Source organism: Luteolibacter arcticus (assembly GCF_025950235.1).
Lineage (GTDB): Bacteria > Verrucomicrobiota > Verrucomicrobiia > Verrucomicrobiales > Akkermansiaceae > Haloferula > Haloferula arctica.
In genome coordinates this window covers 310,216-335,310 of sequence record NZ_JAPDDT010000003.1, presented here as the reverse complement: position 1 = coordinate 335,310, position 25,095 = coordinate 310,216, and the positions used below count along the sequence as shown (strand labels likewise).

At 63.3% G+C, this 25,095-nt stretch carries 17 protein-coding genes and 1 pseudogene; 5 read left to right on the top strand and 13 right to left on the bottom strand.

Annotation, left to right across the window (positions count from 1 at the left end; genetic code table 11):
- Positions 1 to 36: 36 nt before the first annotated feature.
- Positions 37 to 1,320, top strand: coding sequence for an argininosuccinate synthase (locus tag OKA05_RS09740; RefSeq protein WP_264486939.1), 1,284 nt, complete (start codon positions 37 to 39; stop codon positions 1,318 to 1,320).
- A gap of 121 nt (positions 1,321 to 1,441) precedes the next feature.
- On the opposite strand, the gene OKA05_RS09735 is transcribed toward OKA05_RS09740, so the two are convergent.
- Both OKA05_RS09735 and OKA05_RS09730 read right to left on the bottom strand, forming a co-directional pair.
- The gene (locus OKA05_RS09735; RefSeq protein WP_264486938.1) at positions 1,442 to 6,877 is read right to left on the bottom strand and encodes a beta strand repeat-containing protein; all 5,436 of its coding nucleotides are present in this window, start codon (positions 6,875 to 6,877) and stop codon (positions 1,442 to 1,444) included.
- A 183-nt stretch (positions 6,878 to 7,060) separates the two neighbouring features.
- Positions 7,061 to 8,032: an NAD(P)/FAD-dependent oxidoreductase gene (locus OKA05_RS09730; protein WP_264486937.1), complete on the bottom strand. Its 972-nt coding sequence runs from the start codon at positions 8,030 to 8,032 to the stop codon at positions 7,061 to 7,063.
- Between the two features lie 139 nt (positions 8,033 to 8,171).
- Between OKA05_RS09730 and OKA05_RS09725 the strand changes: the two genes are divergently transcribed.
- Positions 8,172 to 8,678 (top strand): hypothetical protein, encoded by a 507-nt coding sequence (locus tag OKA05_RS09725; protein WP_264486936.1) that lies wholly within the window; start codon positions 8,172 to 8,174, stop codon positions 8,676 to 8,678.
- Positions 8,679 to 8,822: 144 nt separating this feature from the next.
- On the opposite strand, the pseudogene OKA05_RS29290 reads toward OKA05_RS09725, so the two are convergent.
- Together OKA05_RS29290 and OKA05_RS09720 are read right to left on the bottom strand one after the other, a co-directional pair.
- A pseudogene (locus OKA05_RS29290) lies at positions 8,823 to 9,020 on the bottom strand (type II toxin-antitoxin system Phd/YefM family antitoxin); the annotation flags it as partial.
- Positions 9,021 to 9,108: 88 nt separating this feature from the next.
- Entirely contained in the window at positions 9,109 to 9,639 is a 531-nt protein-coding gene (locus OKA05_RS09720; protein WP_264486935.1) for a macro domain-containing protein, read from the bottom strand.
- Positions 9,640 to 9,687: 48 nt separating this feature from the next.
- Between OKA05_RS09720 and OKA05_RS09715 the strand changes: the two genes are divergently transcribed.
- Positions 9,688 to 10,140 (top strand): DUF3806 domain-containing protein, encoded by a 453-nt coding sequence (locus OKA05_RS09715; protein WP_264486934.1) that lies wholly within the window; start codon positions 9,688 to 9,690, stop codon positions 10,138 to 10,140.
- Between the two features lie 10 nt (positions 10,141 to 10,150).
- Here the strand turns inward: OKA05_RS09715 and OKA05_RS09710 are convergent, their stop codons facing one another.
- The 5 genes from OKA05_RS09710 to OKA05_RS09690 form a co-directional block, all read right to left on the bottom strand.
- Positions 10,151 to 10,888, bottom strand: a complete 738-nt coding sequence (locus OKA05_RS09710; protein WP_264486933.1) for a hypothetical protein — start codon at positions 10,886 to 10,888, stop codon at positions 10,151 to 10,153.
- Positions 10,889 to 10,924: 36 nt separating this feature from the next.
- Positions 10,925 to 12,448: a glutamine-hydrolyzing GMP synthase gene (gene guaA, locus OKA05_RS09705; protein WP_264486932.1), complete on the bottom strand. Its 1,524-nt coding sequence runs from the start codon at positions 12,446 to 12,448 to the stop codon at positions 10,925 to 10,927.
- 109 nt (positions 12,449 to 12,557) lie between these two features.
- Entirely contained in the window at positions 12,558 to 14,012 is a 1,455-nt protein-coding gene (guaB, locus tag OKA05_RS09700) for an IMP dehydrogenase (protein WP_264486931.1), read from the bottom strand.
- 314 nt (positions 14,013 to 14,326) lie between these two features.
- Positions 14,327 to 14,947: an HAD family hydrolase gene (locus OKA05_RS09695; RefSeq protein WP_264486930.1), complete on the bottom strand. Its 621-nt coding sequence runs from the start codon at positions 14,945 to 14,947 to the stop codon at positions 14,327 to 14,329.
- A gap of 60 nt (positions 14,948 to 15,007) precedes the next feature.
- The gene (locus tag OKA05_RS09690; RefSeq protein ID WP_264486929.1) at positions 15,008 to 16,399 is read right to left on the bottom strand and encodes a UTP--glucose-1-phosphate uridylyltransferase; all 1,392 of its coding nucleotides are present in this window, start codon (positions 16,397 to 16,399) and stop codon (positions 15,008 to 15,010) included.
- A 188-nt stretch (positions 16,400 to 16,587) separates the two neighbouring features.
- On the opposite strand from OKA05_RS09690, the gene rpoN reads away from it, so the two are divergent.
- Complete coding sequence (rpoN, locus tag OKA05_RS09685) at positions 16,588 to 17,991, top strand: RNA polymerase factor sigma-54 (RefSeq protein ID WP_264486928.1); 1,404 nt, start codon at positions 16,588 to 16,590, stop codon at positions 17,989 to 17,991.
- Between the two features lie 564 nt (positions 17,992 to 18,555).
- Here the strand turns inward: rpoN and OKA05_RS09680 are convergent.
- Both OKA05_RS09680 and OKA05_RS09675 read right to left on the bottom strand, forming a co-directional pair.
- On the bottom strand, positions 18,556 to 19,104 hold the full coding sequence (locus OKA05_RS09680) for a hypothetical protein (protein WP_264486927.1): 549 nt from the start codon (positions 19,102 to 19,104) through the stop codon (positions 18,556 to 18,558).
- 620 nt (positions 19,105 to 19,724) lie between these two features.
- Positions 19,725 to 21,374 (bottom strand): ShlB/FhaC/HecB family hemolysin secretion/activation protein, encoded by a 1,650-nt coding sequence (locus OKA05_RS09675; RefSeq protein WP_264486926.1) that lies wholly within the window; start codon positions 21,372 to 21,374, stop codon positions 19,725 to 19,727.
- A 274-nt stretch (positions 21,375 to 21,648) separates the two neighbouring features.
- On the opposite strand from OKA05_RS09675, the gene OKA05_RS09670 reads away from it, so the two are divergent.
- Complete coding sequence (locus OKA05_RS09670) at positions 21,649 to 23,052, top strand: S8 family serine peptidase (RefSeq protein ID WP_264486925.1); 1,404 nt, start codon at positions 21,649 to 21,651, stop codon at positions 23,050 to 23,052.
- A gap of 201 nt (positions 23,053 to 23,253) precedes the next feature.
- Here OKA05_RS09670 and bioB read toward each other — a convergent pair whose 3' ends face one another.
- Both bioB and OKA05_RS09660 read right to left on the bottom strand, forming a co-directional pair.
- Positions 23,254 to 24,258 carry a biotin synthase BioB gene (gene bioB, locus OKA05_RS09665; protein WP_264486924.1) on the bottom strand — a complete coding sequence of 335 codons (1,005 nt, stop codon included), beginning with the start codon at positions 24,256 to 24,258 and terminating at the stop codon, positions 23,254 to 23,256.
- A 97-nt stretch (positions 24,259 to 24,355) separates the two neighbouring features.
- Entirely contained in the window at positions 24,356 to 25,093 is a 738-nt protein-coding gene (locus OKA05_RS09660; RefSeq protein WP_264486923.1) for a hypothetical protein, read from the bottom strand.
- Positions 25,094 to 25,095 lie beyond the last annotated feature (2 nt).

The following is a 25,095-nucleotide window of genomic DNA, read 5'->3' as shown; positions in this document are numbered from 1 at the left end:
GTCCACCAAGGCGGCTCGTGCTGTCCTCCCGCCGCCATGAAAATCGTCGTCGCTTACTCGGGAGGACTCGACACCTCCGTGCTGCTTCTCTGGCTCAAGGAGAAGTACAACGCTGAAATCATCGCCTACTGCGCCGACGTGGGTCAGGGCGACGAGCTCGACGGACTCGAGCAGAAGGCCCTCACCACTGGAGCGTCGAAGTGCTACATCGGTGACCTCAAGGAGGACTTCGCGGCCAACTACATCTTCCCGATGATCCAGGCCGGTGCGATCTACGAAGGCCGCTACCTGCTGGGCACCTCGATTGCCCGCCCGTGCATCGCCAAGGGCATGCTGGACATCGCCATCGCCGAAGGGGCCGACGCGATCGCCCACGGTGCCACCGGCAAGGGCAATGACCAGGTCCGCTTCGAGCTTTCCGCCGCCTCGCTCGCGCCGAACGTGAAGTGCATCGCCCCATGGCGCGACGCTTCGTTCCGCGCCCAATTCCCGGGTCGTGCGGAGATGATTGCTTTCGCTGAGGCGAAGAACATCCCGATCAAGGCTTCGATGAAGAAGCCCTACTCGATGGACCGCAACCTCCTGCACATCTCCTTCGAAGCCGGCATGTTGGAAGACCCGTGGTATGACGCCACGACTCCGGACGACCGCGAGATGTACGTGCTGTCCGTCGCGCCAGAAGACGCGCCGGACACCCCGGAGTATGTGGAGATCCTTTTCGAAAAGGGCAACGCGATCGGCATCAAGCACGACAACCTTGAGGCCATCCTCATCGAACTCGGCGACGTGAAGGCGACCGCCAGCCACAACGGCTATGCCCTGCTCACTCCGTATGGCGTGATGCGCGTGCTCAACCTGCTCGGCGGCCGCAACGGCGTCGGCCGGGTGGACATCGTCGAGAACCGCTTCGTCGGCATGAAGTCCCGCGGCGTTTATGAAACGCCGGGTGGCACCATCCTGCTTGCAGCCCACCGCGACCTTGAGGCGCTCACCGTGGACCGCGAGGCGATGTTCATTCGCGACGGCCTGATTCCGAAGTATGCGCAGCTCGTTTACAACGGCTTCTGGTTCGCTCCCGAGCGCGAGGCGATCCAGGCGCTGGTGACCCACACCCAGCAGACTGTCTCCGGCGAGGTGCGCGTGAAGCTCTACAAGGGCAACGTGATGAACGCCGGCCGCAAGAGCCCTCACAGCCTCTACTCCGAAGCCGTCGCCACCATGGAAGGCGGTCAGGAAGAGGCCTACAACCAGGACGACGCCACTGGCTTCATCTCGCTGAACGCCCTGCGCCTCAAGGCCAGCGCGCGGCAGGTGAAGTAAGAGGTGTCGACGTTCCGTCGACACGGCAGGGACGGCACGTCTGCGCTACTCAAGTCACAAGCAACGGACATCGGGCTCGGCCCGATGTCCGTTTTGTTTGCGATGCGATCCGGCCCGCTGGTCACTCCTGCACCGTCGCGCGGAGGAAGCCGGTGGTGGCGGCACCGGGGAGAAGGTAGAACGAGCGATTCGTCCAGCCGCTCTCCGGGGGCGCGATGCCGTCCTGCACGGTGGCCCGATTCGCCGCGGGCACCTCGGCGACCGCGCCGTTCCACGAGGAAAGATCGCCACCTCCTTGGATACGATACACCACTCCGTCGACGGCGGGGGAAACCAGTTCGGTTGAGCCGCTGAAGGTGGTGCCATTCCGCACCGGCAGGGTGAGGGTCAGGACCCGCTGTCCGCCGATGGAGTGAAATCCGGCGACGAGCCGCAAGCCGGTGGAGCCGGAAACGGGGGAGCCATTGAAGGCGAACTCGGCCAGATTGATGGAGCCGTCGTTGTCGGGATCAGCGGAAGCGCTCATGTTCGCGGCTGTCAGGTTGTTGAGGAGAGCCCAGGCGGAGTAGGCGGAACTGCTGAGGACCACGAGTTTCCCGCTGCCGGAAAAGTGGGCATCATCGATGTGGGTGGCTCCGGAGCCGGTCGCACCGTAGGTGCCGGCCACGACCTGGACGCCGTCGAGGAACAACTGGCTCACCGTGTCCGAGGCGGTGGTGAGGGAAAGCTTCGCCCCGCTGGCGATGCGCACGATCGAGCTATCCGCCAGGGTGGAGGCACCGAGGATCAGGGTTCCGGCGCTGACGGTGGTGGTGCCGGTGTAGGTGTTGGTTCCGCCCAGTGTCAGGTCGCCGGTGCCGCTCTTCGTCAGGGAGAGGCCGCCAGTGCCATTGGCGATGATGCCCGCGTAGGTGCTGGCGTTGGCGTTACTGATGGTAAGCACGGCCGGGGTGGCGGCGGTATTGGTAATGGTGGCGGCGTTCGTGCCCTTCACTACCGTGTTCACCATCTGGTCGAAGCCGTTCAGATCGAGCGTGGTGCTTGCCGAGTTCGCGAGCGTCACATCCGCCGTGGTGACCAGCGCGTTGGCGCTGCCGATCTTGAGGTTGCCGGAAATGAAGAGGGAGGAGTAGCCGCTGGTGGAGGCGGCAGGGATGATGAAATTTCCCGCGCGGAAGCTGACCGGGACCGTGCTTGTGATCGGACCGGAAACCGAGAGGGTGGACGTGGCATCCGTGTAGAAATGGCCGCCGGTGGTAGGGCTCGCAGTGATGTTGATGGCGCCGGACCACGTGGCGGAGGAGGAGACATTGCTGACCTCCAGATCCCCGCGGCCGCTGATGCCGGTGTTGGCACCGAGATGGAGCACGTTCGGGATGTTGACGCCATGGATGAGCTGGATGCGCGCCACGTTCGAGCCGGTGGTGGCGAGCGTCACCGCGCCGGTGCCGAGGGCACCACTGTTCGAGAGGATGAGCAGGCCCTGCGAGAGGGATGTGCCGCCGGTGTAGCTGTTGGCGCTGTCGAGGGTGAGCGTGGTGTTGTTCGCCTTGGTGAGCGTGGCGCTGCCGGTGAGGTCGAGGTTGGTGAGGGTGCCGCCGCCACCGATGGTGACCTTGCTGAGGTCGATCACCGTGCCGCCACCATTGAAGGTGCCGGCGTTCGAGGTGAAGCTGGTGGTGCCGGTGTAGGTTTGCGGCTGGGTGAAGGTCACGCTGCCGTTGATCGTGAGGTTGTTCGATCCGGTGACCACGTTGGCAGCGGTCAACGTGAGCGTGCCGCCGCTCTGGTTGCCCAGCCGGACATTGCTGCCGTTCGGCGTGAGCGTGCCGGTGTAGGTGACATTGTCCTTCGCCCCGAGGTAACCGCTGAATCCGGCGGCATTGAAGTCGAGGTTTTCCGCGAGGTTGTTGTTCGCGGTCAGGGCCAGGCCGCCGGTGGCACCCATGGCGACGCGGGTGGTGAGCAGCGTTTGCAGCGAGGTGTTGAAGTCGAAGGCGATTCCGCCGTTGGTGGAGCAGCCGATGGTGCGGCCGGAACCGGCCATCGCGCCGGCGTTCGCATACACGAGGAGCCCGCCGTTCGAATTCGTCGCGCCGGTGTAGGTGTTCACGCCGGAGAGGGTCCAGATGCCGCTGCCGGTCTTGGTGAGCGCGGTGGTGCCGGAGCCGTTGACGATTGCGCCGGCGAGTTCCCCGAGGCCGGAGCCTTGGAGCGTGAGGGTTTTCGCGCCGGCTCCGGTGGCCGTGAGGGCGCTGGTGAATTTCAGCAGGCCGGTGCCGGCATGATCCAGCGTGCCGCCGCCGGTGGTGCCCGCGAGATTGATCACGCGGTCGGTGGTTTCGCCGGTGCCGCCATAGGACAAGAAGGCGGTGGTGGTGGCGTCGCCGAGCGAGATTGTGCCATTCGCCACCGTGGTGGGAGCGCCGAGGCCACTGCTGGGGGTGCCGCCCACCACGCTGTTGAACGAATTCGCCCTTATGGCCCCCGCCAGCACGTTGGTCGGACCGCTGTAGGTGCTGGCACCCGTGAGGGTGAGCTGCTGGTTGCCTTGCTTGGTGATGCCGAAGCCGTTGCCTTCGTCCCCGATCGCGCCGCTGATCGTGCCGACATTGTTGTGCGAACCGACAGTGGCATGGGCCTTCAGGGTGACCGCGCCGGATTGGTTGGCGCTTTCCACGCGGAGCTGCCCCAGCGATTCGCCGGTGCTGCCGCCATACAGCGACACGGCCGCGCCATAATTCAGGCCGGAGCTTAGATACAGCGTGCCGCCCTCGAGCACCTTGATCGTGGCGGAGGAGGAGGGGATCGAAGTCTGGGCACCGGGAGCGATCTGCAGCTTGCCGCCGTTCGTGGCGGGAGCGACCTCGATGGTGCCGGTGAAGCTTCCCAGCGAGCCGGAGAAGACGGTGCTGTTGTTGCCGGTGGAGGTGGCCACAGTGATCTTCCCGCTGCCGGCAAGGGTCTGCCCGTAGATCGAGGCACCGGCGAGGGCGAGGGTGCCCGCGCTGTTCACAGTGACGGTTCCCGAAGTGGGCAGCGAGGAGAGGGCGGGAATCGACAACGTGCCGCCATCGATGCGGGTGCCGCCGCTGTAGGTGTTCGTGCCGGTCAGGACCAAGGTGCCGGTGCCGAGCTTGGCCAGGCCGGTGGACGTGGCGGTGCCGGCGTTGATCAGGTTTCCGGAGTAGGTGAGCGAGCCGCCGGCATTGGTGGTGTCCAGTCCGAGCCATGCGCCGGTTTTCAGACCCCCGGTCGAGGAACCGAGGGTATCGAAGTGGGCGATGTCCGAGGTGGTGAATTCACCGCTACCGCCGACACGGATGCCCAGGGTGCAGCCGGAATTCACCGCGATGTTCGAGGTGGTCCAAGAGGCGGAGTTCCCTTGGTAAAGGGACGCCGGTTTCGGGAAGACCAGCGTGCCGCCGGTGACGTTGGTGGGACCCGCGTAGGTGTTCGCTCCGGACAAGGTCCAGGTGCCGCTGTTGGTCTTCGTCACGCTGGTGACATTCACCACGCCGGACACCGTCACCACTTGGCCGTTGTTGCCGGTGCCGGATGCCGCCGGGCTGAAGGTCACCACGCGGGTGCCGGTATTGATCGCCGTGATGGTGGTGCCCGCGGAAAATCCGGTGCCGGAGATGGTGCTGCCCAACGTGACACCGTCCACGGAGGCCAAGGTGACCGTGGTGCTGCCGCTGGAGATCGCGCTGATCATCTGGGTGGTGCCGGAGAGCCCATTCGGGATGACGCCGCTGATCTCGCCGGTGCCGGTGGTGGCGCCGCCGAGGGTGAACACCTTGCTGCCCGAGCCGCTGCTGGTGATGTCGGACGTGAATTTCAGCAGGCCGGTGCCGGACTGATTGACGCCCGGGGCGCCGGTGGTGCCTGCCATGTCCAGCACCCGGTCGGTCGTTTCCCCGGATCCGGTGTAATTGAGCACGCCACCCGTGGTGCTGGTGCCCAGGGCGATGGTGCCACTTGCCACCGTGGTGGGGGCGCCCAGCGCGCTAGCGGCGAGCAGGGGCGTGCCGCCGTTCACGCTGTTCAGCGAGGTGGCGGAAAGCGTGCCGCCGCTGATCTTCGTCTGGCCGGTGAAGGTGTTCGCGCCGCTGAGAGCCCAGATGCTGTTGCTGCCGCTGCCGGTCTTCTGGACCGAAGTGATGTTCATCACCCCGGCTATCGTCATCGTCTGGCCATTGGCACCCGCTCCGGAAGCCGCGGGGCTGATGGTCACCACCCGGGTGCTGGTGTTCACCGCCGTGACGGTGGTGCCCGCGGCGATGCCGGTGCCGGAAATCGTGCTGCCCGCGCCCACTCCATCGACGGAGGCCAAGGTCACTGAGGTCGCACCGCTGGAGAATGCGGCCGTCGTGATCGTGATGCCGGCCGTGCCGCTGTCTCCGATCGAGCCGGCGAGCTCGCCGGTATTGGAGCCCAGCAAGGTGATGGTCTTGCTGCCGATGCCGGTCATGGAAAACGCGCCGGTGAATTTCACCAATCCGCTGCCGCCCGCATTGAAGGTCGGGCCGACGCTGGTGCTGGCCACCTCCACCACGCGGTCGGTGGTTTCACCGGTGCCGGTGTAGGCCAGCGTGCCCGCGCTGGTGCCGCTGCCGAACACGATCGTCCCATGCGCGACGGTGGTGGGCGCTCCCAGCGAGCTGGTGGCCAGCAGCGGCGTGCCACCATTCACGCTGTTGAGAGAGGTCACACTGAGCGTGCCCGCACCGATCCTGGTGGCACCGGTGAATGTGTTTGCGCCGCTCAGGCTGAGCGTGCCGGTGTCAGTCTTAAAGAGAGTGCCGCTGCCGCTGACCACGCCGCCCAGCGCAAGCGTATTGGCGTTGTAGACCCGCAGCACGCTGGTGCCGGACGCGAGGGACACGGCGTTGGCGAGCGTGAGGGTGCCCGAGGTGCCATGCAGGATGCCGCCGCCATTGAGCGTGATCGGGCCGCTGCCGGCCGCCGCAGCGCTGCTGAAAGAAACCAGACCGGAAGTGATCGCCATGCCACCGGTCAGCCCGCTGTTGGTGCCGCCCAGAACCAGTTTTCCGCCGGACCCATTGCCGGTCGCGGTGAGGTCGCCATTCGCCGCGATGGTCACGGAGGGCGTGCCGGAGCCGGCGAGGCTGCTGTTGATCGTGGTGGTAAGGCCGGCGCCCAGGGAGCTGCTGTTGATCGAGCCCGTGGCGCTGCCGAAGTCCAGCGTGCCGTTGCCGGCGACGTTGCCGATCACGTAGTTTCCGCTGTTGAAGATAAGTCCGCCGAGTGAGAGCGTTCCGCCCGGAGTTCCCGAGGAAACCAGCGTGACGGTGCCTGAAGCTCCACCGAAGGTCGCGGTATCGGAGGTGGTGTTTCCCCACGCGACGCCGATGCCGCTGTTGAGGGTGTCGTCCCAATTGAGAGAGGAGGAGTCCCAAGTTCCGGCACCGCCATTGGAATTGGCTCCGGTATCGGAGCCGTCCCAGTAGAACGAAGCGGCTTGGGCGGAAGAAACGGTCGCCAGGGTGAAGACGATGAACGTGGGAAGTGTAAGGGTGTTAAGGATGGTCACCTCTTGATAATAACGTTTCCTTCATTAATGGTGCGTGAATGGCTCCCGTATCCGGGGAGAAATCATGAAAAAGAGGGACGCCAATGCGAACGGATCGGTCCCGGACTGAGTGAGGTCCGAAGTGGGGACTCAAGCCCGCGTCCTTCAAGCGAAGTCCGCCCCGAAGGCGAGCAGTTGCCTCGGCTACGAAAGGCAACGCACGTCGAGATCCGGATCGATGGCGGCGGCGTCTCCCAGCCAAGCAGCCAACCGTGCGGCCACTCCTGGCGCGTAGAGCGAGCCCTTCGATCCAAGGCCATTGAAAACGACGCGCCCGTCCTCCAGCGGTCCGATCACCGGTTGGCTCTTTCTAACGATCGGTCGCACGCCCGCGTCATGGGCGATGACCTCGAAATCATCCCCGCCTAACAGGCGCGCGATCTTCTCCACCTTCGCGCGTCCTTCCGGCGTCGTCTCGCCATCGAGGCGATCCCACACGTAGGTCGAACCCACCCTGAACGTATCGTCGCCGGTCGGCACCAGCCAGCCGCCGCCACCGATGAGCATGCGATCGTTTCTCCAAGGCGCCCGCACCGTGAGGATCTCGCCCTTCGCGCAGCGATGACGCCCCAATCGGCCCGCCATCAAGCCCGCCGCGCCTTCGCAGAGAATCGTAGCTGGCGTATCACGCGCCAGTCCGTTGCCGGGGCGTCTCGCGCCGGCGAAATGCTGTCGCGTCCCTTCACAAAACTCCCGCGTCGCCACGCGTGCGCCGCCCTTCAATACGATCGCCCGGCTCCAACCCGGAACCTCCTTCTCGATCCGCTCGATCCACGGCTCCGCCTCACTGAGCTTCGACTCCACCTTGGCCCATTCGCTTTCCGCGACCAAGCGCCAGACCGGCAGGGGAAACCACAGTTGCTTCCCTAACAGCTCGCCGACTTGCGCGTAGAACGCCTCCGCCTCCGGCAGGAAATCCGCGATCCGCCAGCTCGGGCTGAAGTTCTTGCCCGTGACCGGATTGATCAATCCCGCCGCCACCTTCGACGCAGCCCCGGGCCGGTCATCGTCCTCCCACGTGAACGCCTCGCCGCGGAAATGTCGCTGCCAGGCGAGGCAACAGCCCGCCAAGCCCATGCCGGTGATGTGGATTGAGTCGCCGATGCGGGGGATCATGACGAGATCACCATCGGTTGGCAAACGGTCGTGATTGAGGGTGAAACTTGCGCTTCGAGGAACAGCGCGTTGACTCCAAACTTTCGGGCATGTAAGTGCCAGATCTTGTCATGAAGCCTATCGAGGAACCAATCCGGTGATGAACCAGCTCGGCATTTTCCTGATCCTGATGATATGGCCCGTGGTGGCGGATGAACTCAGGATCACCTACCATGGCGGATGGGAGCGGGGTTTTGAACTCACCTTCGACTATAAAAAGGCAACCGTGCTTCTGGCCCAAGCCAAGCAGGGCTCGATTCCCGAGGTTCGAATTCAAAAGTCGATCAAGCAACCTGAACTGGCACGTGAGTTCGCCGGTACCATTGCGAAGAAGCTTCAGGATTCGAAAAGCGATGGGGCTCCCGCGGACGACACTCCCTACTATGATATTTCGTTTCAGAGGGATGCTGATGGAGGCACGATAACGCGGGTATTCGTCCCTTCTGAACCGGCCACGAAGAAGCTTCTATTCGAGAACAAGGCCGAATTGGACGGTCAGGTGGCCGGTCTCGATGACTTCGAGCGCCGCGCCATTTTGCTCTGGCTGGCCGAAACAGGGGAAGCCCAGCGGCGGGACATGGCTTCATCGGAGGATCGCCCTCGATAATTGGAAGCGTTGCACTGATGGCTCCTGCGCCGCGTGCCGCGCTTTTGTAAGCCGTCCTTCCAATTTGCGGTTCACTTGCATCGAAGAGCTTTCTCGTCTGGGGCCTCAGTCGGAGTGCTTCCACAGCCGGGAAAAGATTGTGGGTCACAGATCGATCTCGCGACTGCACTTCGTGAGGGGCTCCTTCATTCCCTTACGAATCGCCTCCGTCATGCCTGAAATGCCGGCGAGGTGAAGAGTCTCCTGAATCGCCCGCCAATGGTCTTCGGCAAGGAGGACCGCGTCGCCTCGCGTGCCGGTAATTAGGATCGGCTCATGGTCCGACAACGTCGCGTCGATGAGCCGGTAGAGATCCGATCAAGCGGACGTGGCGGTCACCGTCTTCATGGGAGGAGGCTACAGGATTTCAATTATAGATCGATGACGATTCTCAGTGCCTGACATCAGCCGGCATGCCGAGTTGCTCATTCATCTCACATGCCTCGCGGAAGAGGATCTCGCTGTGAATCACGAGTTCGAGCGACTCCAGAGGTGCCGGAATTTCGATCGCGCAGAAGAGGGCGACGAAGTCCTCGATCTCCATGTTCCCGTAGCCGGTGCCAAGGGCGGTGATGGCCACGGTTTTCACTCCGTCGGTCTCCGAGCAGCGGTGGAGCACCTCGTGAAGCGCGGCTTCCGTGTCTTCGCGGGTGGTCTCGTAGAAGCCATTTGCGGCGACGACGGCAAACATCCGGCCCCAGGATTCCTCGGGCTCGATCTCGAAGACGCTGCCCCGCGAGGCGACCTTTAGCCCACGCCTCGCCATGACCCGTTGCATCGCCTCCTGCAAGGGCTTGCCGTGCTTGCCTAACAAGCTCGCTCCCGCCCCGCCGGAGAGGAAGAGATGCTCATTCGTTGAAAAGACGATGGCGTCTGCCACCGTGTCCACGATATCTCCTTGGCGGATTATCCGTTCAGCCATCGTCGTGAGGTTGCGTCTCCGCTGGGAAAGATCAACGATTTCGTCGTCATGTCCAAGATCGCCACACGCCTCCCGAACGCCGAAGAGCAAGCGACCCTTCAAGGTGCGACCACTTGGGTGAATGAGATTCTTGAGAAGGAGTTCAAAACCAAAGTCCGGCTCAAGGGGACGCGGGAGGATATTCCGACGCTGCACACGATGCTAAGTGAAGGGCCTTACACGTCGGATTTGGAGACGGAGCTGACTTCCTTCGGGATCGTCTTCGGTCACGTCCTCGCCCGCGAGCTGGCGATGCGCTGGGTTATCTATTGCGACGATCAGGGCAGTGACTATGCGCTGCAGTATCAGGTCCTGGAGCTGTTTCTCTTTCCCGGCGACATGCTCATCAAGCGAGTCGAAGCTGGAGAGGAGATCGGCGAGATCAACCTGGAGGTGATGCTGGAGAATTTACGCGAGGCGTTGGCGGAGGAAGCGCCGAATGCGGCGAAGCAACGGGAGTGAAGGGTGTGGGTCAAATGAAAGGCCACGGATCAATCACGGATACCACGCCATTCTCTCCGCTCAGGACGATCTGGGCCGGGATTGTCGGCCCCTCGAAGAACCACCATCGACCACTCTTCCGCTCTCTCCACTCGCCTCCCACTACTTCCACAACCTGTTCCTTGGTCATTCCCGGAGACAGCTTCTTCACTAGCTCCCATTTCGATAGCATGGTCAGCGCATTTTCGGCCCACTGACCCATCCATGAGAGAAAGTTGAGATTCGTCGGGGCAAACTGGTAATATTCATTACCCTCCCAGACTTTCCCGAATTCGGGCCCCGCGACGACCAGGTTCACGCGCGTGCCGCAGCCTTGGGTGCTAATCTCGATGGCTCCGGCGAGATCGCCTTCGCATCCCTCTGGCAACTCCACCTTCCGGGAAAATGGGAAGGGCAGGTGCACCCGGTGGCTGTTGACCGTCTCCGAAAGTGGATAAATGCCATGGCCCGGCCCAGCGCCCGTTACCGTATGAAGCCCGTCACCCGGACGAAGTTTGCGCCCGTTGCCATCGCCCACCATCGACAAGTAGAGCCGGTAGTCTTCCGGCAGAGTGATGCCATACCGACTCTCGTAGCTTGATAGCTCGGACTCGGGTAGAGGCGGCCCGATCTCGTAGCGATGGGACTTGGCTCCAAAGACGTAGAAGCTCTGGTCGGCAGCCCGCAGCCGGTCGATCAGCTCTTTTAGTTCAAGAACCTCCGACTTCATCTTCTCTACCTGGTTCGGGCTAGCCGCGACAGAGCTTCACTCCCACTCAATGCTCGCGGGTGGCTTGGTCGAGATGTCGTAGAGGACGCGGTTGATGCCCTTCACCTCGTTGAGGATGCGGTGGCTGGTCTCGCGGAGGATGTGATAGGGGAGCTCGACCCAATCGGCGGTCATGGCGTCCTCGGAGATGACGGCGCGGAGGCTGGTGGCCCATTCGTAGGAGCGCTCGTCGCCTTTGACGCCGACGGTCTTCACGGGGACGAGGGCGGCGTAGGATTGCCAGACCTTCTCATACCAGCCGTGCTCCTTGAGCTTGCCGATGAAGATGGCGTCGCACTCGCGGATGATGTGGAGCTTCTCCTCGGTGATGTCGCCGGGGCAGCGGACCGCCAGGCCGGGGCCGGGGAAGGGGTGACGCCAGAGGATGTCGTGCGCGATGCCGAGCGAGGCACCGAGTGCGCGGACCTCGTCCTTGAAGAGCTCGGCGAGCGGTTCGAGCACCTTGCCCTGGGCCTGGAGTTCGAGGATGCGATCGACGCGATTGTGGTGGGTCTTGATTTTTGACGCCTTCGACTTGGCGTTGGAGGCGCTTTCGATGACGTCCGGATAGAGCGTGCCCTGGGCGAGCATCTCGGCATTGCCGACGGCGTCCCAGAAGGTGTCAATAAAGAGCTCGCCGATGATCTTGCGCTTGGCCTCGGGATCGGAAACGCCGGCGAGTGCACCGAGGAAACGCTCGGAGGCATCGATGGTCTCGATCTTCACTCCCATGCGGTGGAAGTTGTTCTGCACTTCCTCGGTCTCGTTCTTCCGCATCAGGCCGTGGTCGACGTAGATGGCGCGGACGTTCACCCCGGCCTCGTGGAGAAGTACGGCAAGCACCGTACTATCGACACCGCCGGAGACACCGCAGACGACCTGCTTGTTCCCGGCGACGGCGCGGATGCCGTCGATGATCTCGCGCTTGAGGTCATCGATGCGGAAGGGCTCGAGCGGGCCTGCGGTGAGCAGGAAGTTGTGAAGGATGCGATTGCCCTGGTGGCTGTGGGTCACCTCGGGGTGGAATTGGATGCCGTAGAAGCGGTCCTCCCACTTGAGCGAGACGGGTGTGCCGTGCTGGTTGGAGGCGAGCACCACCGAGCACTCGGGGAGCTTCTCCACGGTGTCGGAGTGGCTCATCCACACCTGAGACTCGGGCGAGACGCCTTCGTAGAGGCCGGTGCAGGAGTCGGGCTTCAGCGCGGCGGGTCCATACTCGCGGCGGTTGCTGGCCTTGACCGTGCCGCCGAACTTGATGTTGAGAAGCTGCATCCCGTAGCAGACGCCGAGCACCGGCACGCCGAAGGCTTTCAACGCTTCGAAGTCGAGATCAGGTGCATCCACTTCGGAAGTGCTCTTCGGTCCGCCGGAGAGGATGATGGCACCTGGCTTGCCGATGCCGGGGAAGTCCTCAAGCGCATAAAGCTTGGCGAAGTAGCCGAGCTCGCGGACGCGGCGGACGATGAGCTGGGTGTACTGCGATCCGAAATCGAGGACTGCGACGTGGTTGCTGTCGTGCATGGAAAATTGATCTAAGCGATTGGGAGATTTAGAAATTGAGTGATTGGGTATCTTGATCGGCTCTCATCTCTTGATCGCCAATCTCCCACTCTCTCAATAACCATCGGCATCAGCCGAGCGGCTGGTAGTTGGTCGGTTCTTCCGTGATGACGATGTCGTGGACGTGGCTTTCGCGTAGGCCGCCGGGGGTGATGCGGGTGAAGGTCGCGCGGCTGCGGAGTTCATCGAGGCTATTGGCGCCGACGTAGCCCATGCCGGAGCGGAGGCCGCCCATGAGCTGGAAGATGACGTCCGAGAGCGGGCCCTTGTAGGGGACGCGGCCTTCGACGCCTTCGGCCACGAGCTTGCCGGAGCTGTTCTGGCCGTAGCGGTCGCCGGAGCCCTTGCGCATCGCGCCGAGCGAGCCCATGCCGCGGTAGGTCTTGAAGCGGCGGCCTTGGAAATAGACGCTCTGGCCGGGGCTTTCGCGGGTGCCGGCGAGGATCGAGCCGAGCATGACGAGGTCGGCACCGGCGGCGAGGGCCTTCACCACATCGCCGGAGTAGCGGATGCCGCCATCGGCGATGACTTTCACGCCGACCTCGCGGCAGTAGCGGGCGACATTCTGGATCGCGGTAAATTGCGGCATGCCGACACCCGCGATGACGCGGGTGGTGCAGATCGAGCCGGGACCGACGCCGACCTTCAGCGCGCTGGCACCGGCGGCGACGAGATCCCTCGCGCCTTGCTCGGTGACCACATTGCCGGCGACCACCGGGCGATCGGAAAGCGAGCGGAGCTTCGAGATGACTTCCATCACCCGCGAGGTGTGACCGGTGGCGGCGTCGATGAAGAGCGCGTCCGCGCCCGCATCGATCATGGCCTGGCCACGCTCGACGCAGTCGGGACCCACACCCACGGCGGCACCGCAGCGGAGGCGGCCGGTGCTGTCCTTGGCGGAGTGGGTGAAGGTGAGGCGCTTCTCGATGTCGGATCCGGTGATGAGGCCGACGAGCTTGCCCTCGGCATCGACCAGCGGGAGCTTCTCGATGCGGCTCTGGTAGAGAATGCGGCGGGCTTCCTCGAGCTCGGTATTGGCGGGTGCGGTGACGAGCTTGTCGTGCTTGGTCATCACGTCCTCGACCTTGGCATCGGTGCGGTCGAGGTAGCGGACGTCGCGGCCGGTGACCATTCCTTCGAGGCGGCCATCGGCATCGACCACCGGGAAGCCGGAGAAGCCGTGCTCGGCCATGATCGCGCGGATCTCGTCGATCGTCTGCTCCTTGCTGACGGTGAGCGGCTTCTGGATGACGGCGTTTTCCGAGCGCTTCACGCGGGAGACCATCGAGGCCTGCTCAGCGATCGAGCACGCGCGGTGAATCACTCCCATGCCACCCTCGCGGGCCAGGGCCACGGCCAATTCCGTCTCCGAGACCGTATCCATCGCGGCCGAGACAACCGGGATATTCAGCCGGATACCGGCTGTCAAAAACGTGGAAATGTCCGATTCCGTAGGGAGAATCTCGCTCAGCGCGGGAACGAGAAGCACGTCGTCGAACGACAATCCGAGGGAAATATCCGCCATGGCGGAGTCAAAAGAGGAGCCCCCCCGGGATCAAGAGCGAATCTCGGGATCGGCTAAACTTTGACTGCGTGGGTTTGCGCAGGGGGCTGGAAATCAACGCATGGACGTCATTGGATGGGGTCGTGGGAAGAGACTGGGACTGGGATGGATAGGATGGATGGGATAAGAAGAATGCAGGGGCGGTGACTTTGCTGACGGGTTTGACCAGCAATGGACGAAAAAGGAGGTGAACGCAGATGCCGCAACGACGGCACGAAAAACCCCGCCGCGGCGGACCGGGCGGGGTTCGGAAATCAGAGGGGCAAGCGCTGGGCTTACTTCTTCACCACGTAGTTCAGCGGAGCGGGGATCGAGATGACGGCCATTCCCGCGAGCTGGGCTGCCATGACGCCGGCGGGCGCGTCTTCGAGCACCAGGCACTTCTCGGGCCTCACGCCGAGGAGTTGGGCGGCCCGCAGGAAGATGTCCGGGGCGGGCTTGCCGACTTTCACGTCGTCGGCGGTGACCACGTCCTCGAAGAGGTCCGAGACGCCCACGGCTTGCAGGGTTTTCTCGATGACCATGCGGGTGCCACCGGTGGCGATTGCCATCGGGACCTTGCCGCGCAGGCTTTCGGCGAAGGCCGCGACCTCGGCGATGAGCTCCAGCTTGTCGAGTTTCTTGAGGAATGCCTCGCGCTTGGAGAAGGCGACCTTTTCGGGGTCGAGCTTCAAGCCGTACTCGTCGTTGATCTCGACGACGATGTCCTTGGTCGGGCGGCCTCCCATCGCGTAGAACACGTCTTCCTTGAAAATGCCGCTCGCACCATGGAGCGCGAGTGCCTCGCACCACGCTTCAAAGTGATAAGGCATAGAATGCACCAGAGTCCCGTCGCAGTCGAAAATCACCGCATCAAAGCCCTCCGCCGACAGTTCGATCTCACCAATGGTCGCCATGCGCGCCGTCCGGGTAGCAGCCCGGCACATAATGGCAAGTAGGCAAATTGAAAATGTCCTTCAGTAGGGAAATTCCCCATTGGTGTAGGTTCCTTCTCTAACAACCCTGTTTTCGCCGGAAGGAGCTGAGAATGCGACCTTTCCGCGGAGAATGACGCCATTTTCAAAGGTTAGAGGGCCGGAAATACTCAATTCCTCGCAATCGGCGAGTGAAGGGGTGCCGAGATGTTCGATGGCATCCACGAGTTTGTAAGAATCATCTAACTTCACCACGGGCGGCTGGCCATTTCGGGCGGGAACAAGTTCCACCCGGCCGTCGTCGCCGATTGAATAGGCGTCGGAGCGCAGCGCGAACAGGTCGGCGGTGGACTTCACCGGGGCGAAGCGCGAGCGGGGAACCTCAATGGCCTGGGCCCCCTTGAAGCACTCGATGGCTGCGCCCATGGCGACTTCGAGTTGGATGACCGGGGTAGAGTTCTTATCGCGCGGATCGACCGTCTTGCGGTTCTTGATCATGGGGAGCGGAAGGACGCCGCCGCCCTTGGCGAGCTCTTCCTTGAGCAGGTCGAGGCGCAGCCAGATCGAGTTGGTGTTGAAATACTGGTGCGTGTCGATGTCCTGGAACGCATCGAGGTCGGCATCCGGGCACTGGGCGACCTCGCGCAGCAGCAGGCGGCCATTGTCGGCGCGGACGGCGAGGTGGCCGCCCTTGCGATCGGCGGGGGTGCGGCGGGTGACTTCCATCAGGAAGGGGGCGCCGGACTCGGCGAAGTGCTTCAGGAGGCCCGGCTCAAGCACGGCGCCGAGGTTGTCGGAGTTCGAGACGAAGGCGTATTTCACGCCGTCCGCCAGCAGCCGGTCGAGCCAGCCGCTACCGATGAGCGCCGGGTAGAGGTCGCCGTGGCCGGGGGGGCACCATTCCTGGGAGGGATTCGCGGGCCACTCGACCGGGGCGAGGGTGGCCTCGTCGATCTTCGGCACCTGGTTTTGCATCAGCTCGACCTCGGAGGCTTCGGCGAAGCCGCCGCCGGCGTGCTTCTTGAGGTAATCCAGCGTGTCCTCGCTGGTGGAGAAGCTGTTCATCAGCAGCAGGCGGACCTTGGAGCCGCTGGCCTCCCGCAGGTCCATGACCTGGCGGACGATCAGATCGAGGAAGTTCACGCCCGTGCGGACTTCGAGGACGCTCTTCACCTTTTGCAGGCCCATGCTGGTGCCGAGGCCGCCGTTGAGCTTGATGACCACCGTCTGGGCGAGCAGTGCTGGATCCCATTCACCCGAGCCGGGCTCGAAGGTGGTGAGTCCTGCCGCGGGTTTGATTTCCGACTCGGGGATCAGGCCGGTTTCCTCGCGGCAAAGCGCTTCGTAATTGTGGCGAAATGCACCGATCGCCGCTTCCATCACGCCTGCGGCGCGCATCTTGCTTTCAAAGGCTGAAAAATCTCCTCGCTTCATATGGGGTGGGGAGGCGACGACTTGGGCGGGGAAATTCCCGCTGCTTGCGCCGCCGCGCCCGGCCTCCCACACAATGGAGCATGCCGCAAGTAAAATATATTTTCGTCGTGGCACGAAATCTGCTAGACTAATTTTCGACCATCGGCTTCCATCCGGGGCGTCCGCGGTGAGCTGCGGATTTTCACGCCATGGCCGATGCCTCGCTACATCAATCGCTGGGACAGCAGCAGTCGCTGGCTCCGCAGATGCGGCGCAGCTTGGAGATTCTCCAAGCGAACTCGATGGAGCTCCAGCAGCTCGTCCAGCAGGCACTGGAAATCAATCCGGTGTTAGAGGACATCACCGAGACGATTTCGCTGGATGAGAATTCACCGGATCCAGAGGAGGCGGACTCGCTCGATCACCTCAACGAGACCGATGATGACTGGCGCGACCTCGAGATCATGGAGCGCCGCTCGAATCCGTGGAGCGCCGATGACGAGGAGCGTCGCGAGCATCTCTACAACTCGATCGTCGCGCCGGAGACCCTCCAGCAGCACCTTTCCCACCAGCTCGATCTTTCGCTGGTCGAGCCTGATGTCCGCCAAGCGGCGCGGCATCTGATCGGGAATCTCGACCCGCGCGGCTACCTCGATCTACCGGCCGTCGAACTGGCGTCCCGGCTCGGGATTCCGAAGAAGACGATGGAGGAGGCCCTGAAGCTTTTGCAGAGCTTCGATCCGGCGGGCATCGGTGCCTCGGGGATCCCGGAGTCGCTGCTGTTGCAGCTCGAGCGCAATGGCGAGGGGAACAGCCTCGAATACAAGATCGTCCGCGATCATTTGGAGGAGTTGGCGAGAAAGCGTTACCCGCAGATCGCGCGGACTCTCGGCACCAGCGTGGAGCGCATCTCGGAAGCCGCTTCGCGGATCGGCCGTCTATCACCTAACCCCGGCGGCGATTTCGACCCGACCGGGAATCCTTACATCCAGCCGGATGTGGTGATCGAGAAGGTCGATGAAGGCTTCCGCGCGCGGCTGACCAACGAGTACATGCCGAAGCTTCGCATCAGCGACTTCTACAAGGACATGCTCGGCAAGTCGTCCAACGATCGGAAGGCGCGGCACTTCCTGCGCGAGCAAATCCGCGAGGGCCGCACGCTGATCCGCTCGCTGTCGCTGCGACAGGAGACCATCCTTTCGATCGCCGAAAAGCTCATCGAGCATCAGCCGGCCTTCCTTGAAAAAGGCCCGCGTCATTTGCGGCCGCTGACGATGAACGAGATCGCCGACCAGATCAGCCTGCACGCGACGACCATCTCGCGCGCGGTGGCCGGCAAGTATGTGCTTACGCCGCACGGGCTGATGGAGATGCGCGCGTTCTTCGCCGCTGGCTATCAGACGGCGGATGGCACCGAGGTTTCGAATGCCGGTGTTAGAGAGGCGATTCAGGCGCTCATCGGTAAGGAAGATCCCGGCAAGCCGCTGTCCGACGATGCGCTGGCGAAGCAGCTCAAGGAGCAGGGGATCCCGGTCGCGCGCCGCACCGTGGCGAAGTATCGCGAGCAGCTCGGCATCTTGCCGTCGCACTTGCGGAAATCGTTCACGTCGTAGGCGAGTGAGGCAGCGGCGTGTCGCTGCGATGTTCGACCAAGTGCGGCTGTCGCTGGGTGCGCGGAGCCTCCGGCCCGCAGAAGCACCGAACGATTCCGCTTCATCTAACACCCTCGCCAAAGTCTTCGGCGACCCTGCCCTATGGCAGCCTGCCTGCTCCTGCTCAATGCCAGCAGCCCGGCTGCGACGACGCCCCTCTGCTGAGGGATGAAGAGATCGTGTGGGGTGGGTCCGGAATCGCACGGGATTAAGGCCAGTTACGTTGCTTGATTCACTGGGAGCGCGGAATCTGTTCAGCCTGGAAAAGCCCGGCGAACCTACCGTCCCTCCTTCGCCGAGGCTTCGGAGGACAAGCCAGGCGGAAGAAATTCCGCGTTCCCAGTATGCCGTGGCGCTCCAATAACAGGCTTGATCCCTTGCCATTCCGGGTTGGTCCGTCAACGCGATGCGAGCATAATAGAGACGAAGGGCCGACCAAGTGCTTCTGCGGGCCGGAGGCTCCGCGCACCCAGCGGAGCCAGCAGGCGGTCACAGTCGCAGTCCATGGGCCTCTATTGCCTCGGATCATTGACGAGACCTGCGCTCCCGCCACGCCGCGATTGCGATCAGGGCGATGCCGGTGAGTTCGAGGATCCAGTTCATCTTCAATCCGCCCGCGCGAGATGTTTTCAGGAATTCATCCACGTGATGCATCGAGATCGCGCGGACCACGATGAAGGTCAGCAGGAAAACAATCCCTGCCGCGAGCAGCTTGTGACCTGCGAGGAAGGCACGATACTTCCATGCGAAAAGCGGGCCGAAGATTGCCACCACGCCAAGCACGGCGATGATGAAGAGCTTCTGAAAAGTACGACGGTTCTCGTACTGGTCGAACATGCGGGCGAACTCGCGCCCGATGTCGGTGAACAGCGACTGCAGGTCGAACTGCTTGTTCAGGCAGAGGAAGGCCATCAGCACGGTCACCCCGAGCCAGACGCGATTTCGGTCGCGATTCTGCGACCAAGTCCGCCACGCGAGGAAGGCGGCGAGCGCGTAGGCGACGACGGTGAACCAGCCCATCGGCGAGGGATCGCCGATCACGGGGCGCCAACGAATTTTCAACAACAAGTCCATGCCGGGGGGGATGCAGGATTTCCGGTTAGAAAGCCCGGGTGTTACTTGGATGTCGATCCATTTCGCAAGACGCAAAAGGGCCGGGACGGTTCGATCTTCCCGGATCGGTCCGTCCCGGCCTTTGATGAACCGGAAAACCTTGTGCGCGCTTTCGGTTCCCGCATGCCGTGATCACCCAATCCCGGCGACGCGTGGATACTACAACAGTGTCGACAACCCTGAAAACTTGGGGGCTGACGCGTGACCCGTCCCCCGACGGGCTGGCGTCATTCCCCGGCGACCGGTTGCCTGCCAGACGGAGCCAAGGCTGTAACGTCGCGAAGCGAGCCCCCCGGCTTCGTTCGCGAATGTTTCTCTGCCCTTGTTGGCTACCGTTCCCCCCGACAGGCGGACCGATTTGTGGAAAGTGGTCGGCACCGGGGAGCTTTCGCTACCGCGCGGTGCCACGAGATTCTTCCGTTCCTGTTCCCCGGCCATCTGGCAAGCACCCCCCGGAACTTGCAGTCCGGTCAGGAAATCTTGGAAGTGGAGGAAGCTCGTCATTACTGAACCAATCGCAATCCACCTGACCGGATTTCCAAAAAATCCGTAAAATTTTTAGAAGCCGATGATCCGGGTTCTCAGAAGGTCAGATTGATGCCGACGTGGCTGGCCTGCTCCGCGAAGTCCAACCGCCAGCCATGGTCGAAGCGCACGTCGATCGATTCCGCGAGTCTCATCCTCAGCCCGACTCCGCTCGAAGAGAGCGAGGAGGAGGGGCCGCCGCGCATGTCGAGCGCCGCGTGATCGAAAAAGCCGAGCACCCGGAAGGCGCAGCCTTTACCCGCGGACACGAGCGGTGACTGAAGCTCCAGGGAAGCTTGCCAGCCGCTGTCGGCGGAATACTCGCGCTCCGCCACGCCGCGGATCGTCTGGTAGCCGCCGACGGCGAATTGCTCGGCCGGGAGCAGGCGGGTATCGGCGATCTGGGCGGTGCCGCGCAGGTGGACCTGCCAATCGCCGCCCGGACTCCACCAGCCGTCGCCGCTCAAGCGGCCGATGAGATAATTCGAGCCGGCCTCGGGATCGTAGGCCTGGAAGGCGGCGTCGTCATTATTTCCGCCGACACCGCCGGGTGAGGCGAAGACGCTGGATTCGAAGGTGGCCGAGCCATCCTCCCAGTGCCGGCTCAGCTCGTGGCTCAGCTTGCCGTGGAAAAAGACCACTTCGCCGGGGGAGAGGCTGCCGCCGCCGAAGAGCAGGAATTGGTCGGTGCCTTTCAGCTCGAAGCCCGCGGCGATCCGCTGATGCCAGCCGCCCCAGGCCGGCAGCGGGATGCGCTGCTGGGCCGCCAGCGACCAGGAGGAGCCCTCGCTCTCCACGGGAATGCCGCTGCTTGCATAGCGGGAGGCGACCTCGGCATACGCGGCGTCGAGCTGGAGGACCTGATGGCTGGTGTGGAAGGGGATTTCCCAGCGCAAGGCATTCGCCAGCAACGAGGAAGCGGGGGCGCCGATCACGGTTTGCCAGGCCAGCAGGTGCTCGCCGGGTGTCCAGCCGGCCACCCCGAGGAGGAAGCGGTCGCGCCCCAGCAGGTCGGGCCCGCTGTTCTCGTAGCCGAGATTGGCCCGCCATGGCCGGCTTTCCTCGAAGGCGATCAAAAGGTCGGCCGTGGCGGGTGCCAGCCCGGGCGAGACGAACAGCCGCGGGCGGCGGAAGGCGGTGCGGCCATACCACGCCATCTGCTCGTCGATGTCGGCGCGCCGGACGAGCTCGACGCTTTGGAGTCGCAGCCCTTTTGCGAGGACCGCCGGGTCGCCGTACTTCGGGCGGGAGACGCCGACCTCGCCGAAGCGGCCGATTTCCAGAGTCAGCCGCAGCACGCCATGGGAGAGGTCCTGCTCCGGTGCTTCGAGCGCCACCACGGGGAAGCCTTCGCGGTCGTAGTGGATCAGGATTTCATCGGCCAGCGACGCGAGTTCGCCGGCGTCGAGCGGCTTGCCGGACCAGCGGCTCAGGCGTCGCGAGAGCTTGTTAGAAGCCGGGACTAGCAGGCCATTCGTGGCTCCCAGGCCGGGGGCGAGATCCACCTCTTCGCCTCCGGCTGGTGCGACGAGCACGACTTTCTCCAGGCGCTTCACCAGCACCTCGCCGCCGGGGGCTGTCTCCGCAGCAGCGCGCACCGGTGGCAGCGATTCAACGGCGGGTGCCTCGGGTAGTCGCGGCTCCACGCCCGGCAACGATTGGCCGTGGGCACTGGCGACGAGACAGACGGCAAGAAGGAAGCGCATGACCAGGAGTGAGGGGGCGGCAGGGGAGGAATGCCGACTTCCAAGGACGACCGATAATTAGCAAGTCCGAGCTATCAAGGCAAAGCGAAAGAGATACGCGAATCTTTTTAAAACGAACCATCAGGGTTTCCTTATTTTTAAAAATCCGAGCTTCTAAACCCTTGGAAATATAAGGTTTTTAAGACTTCCAAGCGTGATAGGGCAATCATGACAAGTGCTGGACAAAGCGGGAAAAAGTTAGATAAATCAACCGCGTTCCAACACGCCTTTCCCCGTGACCGAAACCGCACTCCGGCTTTCCCGCGGCATCTTCCGAATCCTGCTGCCAATTCTGGCGATCACGCAGGTCTCGGCAGAGCCGTTTGAGGAGACGCGTGCACCGGCGGAGCGGGAGATCCCGATCGAGCCGAATGGCGCAGTGGCGGATGCGGGCTGGGCCTTGGGCCGCTTGAACAAGGGCGGCTGCATGGCCAATGCCTCCTTCGTTTACCCGGAGACGACCACCCCTGTGCGGCTTTACCTGATCGATACCGGCGTCTCCGATGCTGGGACATGGTTCGCCCAGAACAAGAACCTGAAGTCCTTCAGGTCGGAACTGGTCCGCGGGGGCAACGATCCTCAATTCTCGACGGTCGTGGCGCACGGCACCCAGATGCTGTCGCTGATCGCCGGCCCGGAAACGGGGGCAGCCCTGGGCACGCCGATCCACGTGGTGAACTACAATATTTACCCGGGTACGAGCCCCACCACCACTTCGGGACGTCTAGCCGATGCGATCGATAGGGCGATTGGCGATCACGCCGCGAATCCTGCGCTGAGGAGCGTGATTTGCATCGCCCACGGGTCGTCTTATCCAGGTGCTCAGACCGGGATTTTGGAGGGTGCGATCCAAGAGGCAGTCGATGCCGGGATCACGGTGGTTGTTTCCGCTGGCAATGAGGGTGGGAACGCCTCGAGTTACATTCCGGGGGCCTATGGAACGCGGAGCGGGATCGTTTGTGTTGGAGCCAGTGACCTGAACAACGGGATCCTGCCAAGTTCCAACACTGGCCCGGCGGTGGATCTCTTCGCTCCAGGGCAAGACGTCCGCACCTTGAAGCTGTCGAATCCCCAGCCCGGCAGCTATGATTTCGCCTCTGGCACCAGTCCCGCCAGCGCGCTGACGGCGGCGGCTGCCCTGATCCAGCTTTCGATCAACCCGACGCTGACCCCAGCCCAAGTGGAAGAGGCTCTGACGACCAAGGCGGCTCCTTCCGTGATCTTGTCGCAAACCGCTCCGGCGGAATTGTTGGTGCAGGTCCTGCCAGACCCCGAGACGGACTCCGATCTGGACGGCGTGAATGACATCCTGGAGAACTTCTTCGGCAGCAATTCGGCAAACGCCGCGATCAAGCCGGTGCCGATGGCGATCGCTCGGGTCTCCGGTCAGGCGCGACTTTCCTTCAATGTCGCCAGCGATCTCTTCAATCCTGCGACGCCGTATGTCCTCGCCGATGGCTCGACGTGGAAAGTGTGGATGTCCGATAACCTGACGGACTGGCAGGATGCTACGACCACGGGCGCGTTGTCGCCGGGCACCGCTGCCAATGGCGTGATTCCGATGACCTTCTCCGTGCCGAACGCGGCCTCGAAGGTCTTCCTGCGGATCGATGTGACGCTGCCGCCGTCGGCTCCGTGATCAATTACTGGGGGCGCGGAATTCATTCCGCCTCCCGTGCCCTATTGCCGTCCGTCTGAATGGATGAAATCCGCGGTCCCGGCATGAAGGATCGAGGCCACTGGCCTGACTCGGGGGGCGGATCCCGGCGCTTTGCAACCCGGCTATTCGGGCGGGATAAATCCCGCGGTCCCAGTGGGAAGGCGCTCCCAGTGGGGCGACTTACTCGCAGCCGCAGCAGGCCGGGCTGAGTGGGCGCTCTTCTTCCGTGGCCGGGGCTGCCAAGGCCGGATTCGGTGCCAGCGTTCCGAGGCCGAGCTTGGCCAGCAGCTTGCGGTCGGCTTCCACGGCCGGATTCTTCGCGGTCAGGAGCTTGTCCCCGTAGAAGATCGAATTTGCCCCGGCGAAGTAGCAAAGGGCCTGGGTCTCGTCCGACATCCGGGTGCGGCCGGCGGACAGGCGCACCTTGGCCTTCGGCACCGCGATGCGGGTGACGGCGATCATGCGGACGACGTCGAAGCCATCGATCGACTGGCTTTCGGCCAGCGGGGTGCCGGGCATCGGCATCAGCGAATTGATCGGCACGCTCTCCGGCTGCGGATTGAACTCGGAAATCACTTCCAGCATCTTGAGTCGATCCTCCACGGACTCGCCGAGGCCGAGGATGCCGCCGCAGCAGACCGACATGCCGGCGTCCTGCGCATTGCGGATCGTCCGGAGGCGGTCGTCGTAGGTATGGGTGGTGACGATGTTCGGGTAGTGCTCGCGCGAGGTGTCGAGGTTGTGATTGTAGGCGGTGACGCCGGCTTCCTTGAGTGCCTTCGCTTCTTCAGGCCCGAGTTCGCCGAGGGTCACGCAGACTTCCATGCCGAGCGTGGAAACGTCGCGGACGATGTCTAGGACTTGCTCGAAGCGTTGGGTGCCGCCGCGCACGCCGCGCCAGGCGGCGCCCATGCAAAAGCGGGTCGAGCCGGTGTCGCGGGCGACCTTGGCGCGCTCCATGATGGCGTCCTTGCTCATCAGGCGCTCGATCTCGACGCCCGAATTGTAGCGGGCCGACTGGGCGCAGTAGGAGCAGTCTTCCGAGCAGCCGCCGGTCTTGATGGAAAGCAGCGTGCAGAGCTGCACGTCATTCTCGGGCCAATTCGCCTGATGCACGGCGCGGGCCTGCGTGAGGAGATCGAAGAAGGGCAGGGAGTGGAGGCGCTGGAGTTCGGCGAGGAGCATGGGTGGAACCGGAAATTGGGTGATTGGAAATTGGGCGATTGGGTTTCAGAGGGATAGAGAAGGATTTCCAAGTGCGCTGATTGGCACTTGGAACTTCTCAACGCACCCAGCCTTCGCCGATGGGGAGCTGGCCCTTGCCGACCACGGTGTAGTCGGTCTTGCCCATGGCTCCCTCCAGCTTGGTGCCGACGTTGCTCTTCCAGACCTTGCTCATGCTTTCGGCGGTGTGGCAGCCCCAGCTCTTGCAGTAGGCGTCCTTGGCGAAGATGCCGCCGCGGATCTTGCCGAGGTCGCGCTCGTGGAGCCAAGCGGTGCAGGCGGCCATGATGTGGCCGCTGTAGTCGAGCATGAAGCAGTGGCGGTTCGAGTGACCGAAGTAGTCGAAGGTCTGCACCGAGCCACGCGGGCGGCTATTGAGCGAGGAGATCAGGCTCGGGCCGCTGTCGATCCAGACCAGCGAGACATTGCGCTTGCGGGCCAGGTCGCCGATCCAGGTGGTGTAGGGCTGGCGATCCTCGCGGCCGCGATCCTGATAGCCGGGGCGATAGACCATCCAGATGATCGACGCCCCCTCGCCGTAAGCCTTGCGAATCTCGACCATGCGCAGGGTCGAGGCGCGGACGAAATTTGCCCACCAGCGGTCATGCTGGTCCTGAGGCACGCGAAGGTTTTCCCAATTCCGCAGCGCCGGCCCGCCGGTCACGATGACGTGTTCGGCAGAGGCGAAGGAAGCGAAGGAGATCAGCGCGAAAAGGGCGAGCAGGACGTGGCGCATGGGCGCATTGTAGGGATCGAGGGCGGGCTGGCAATGGTTCACTGGGAGCGCGGAATTCATTC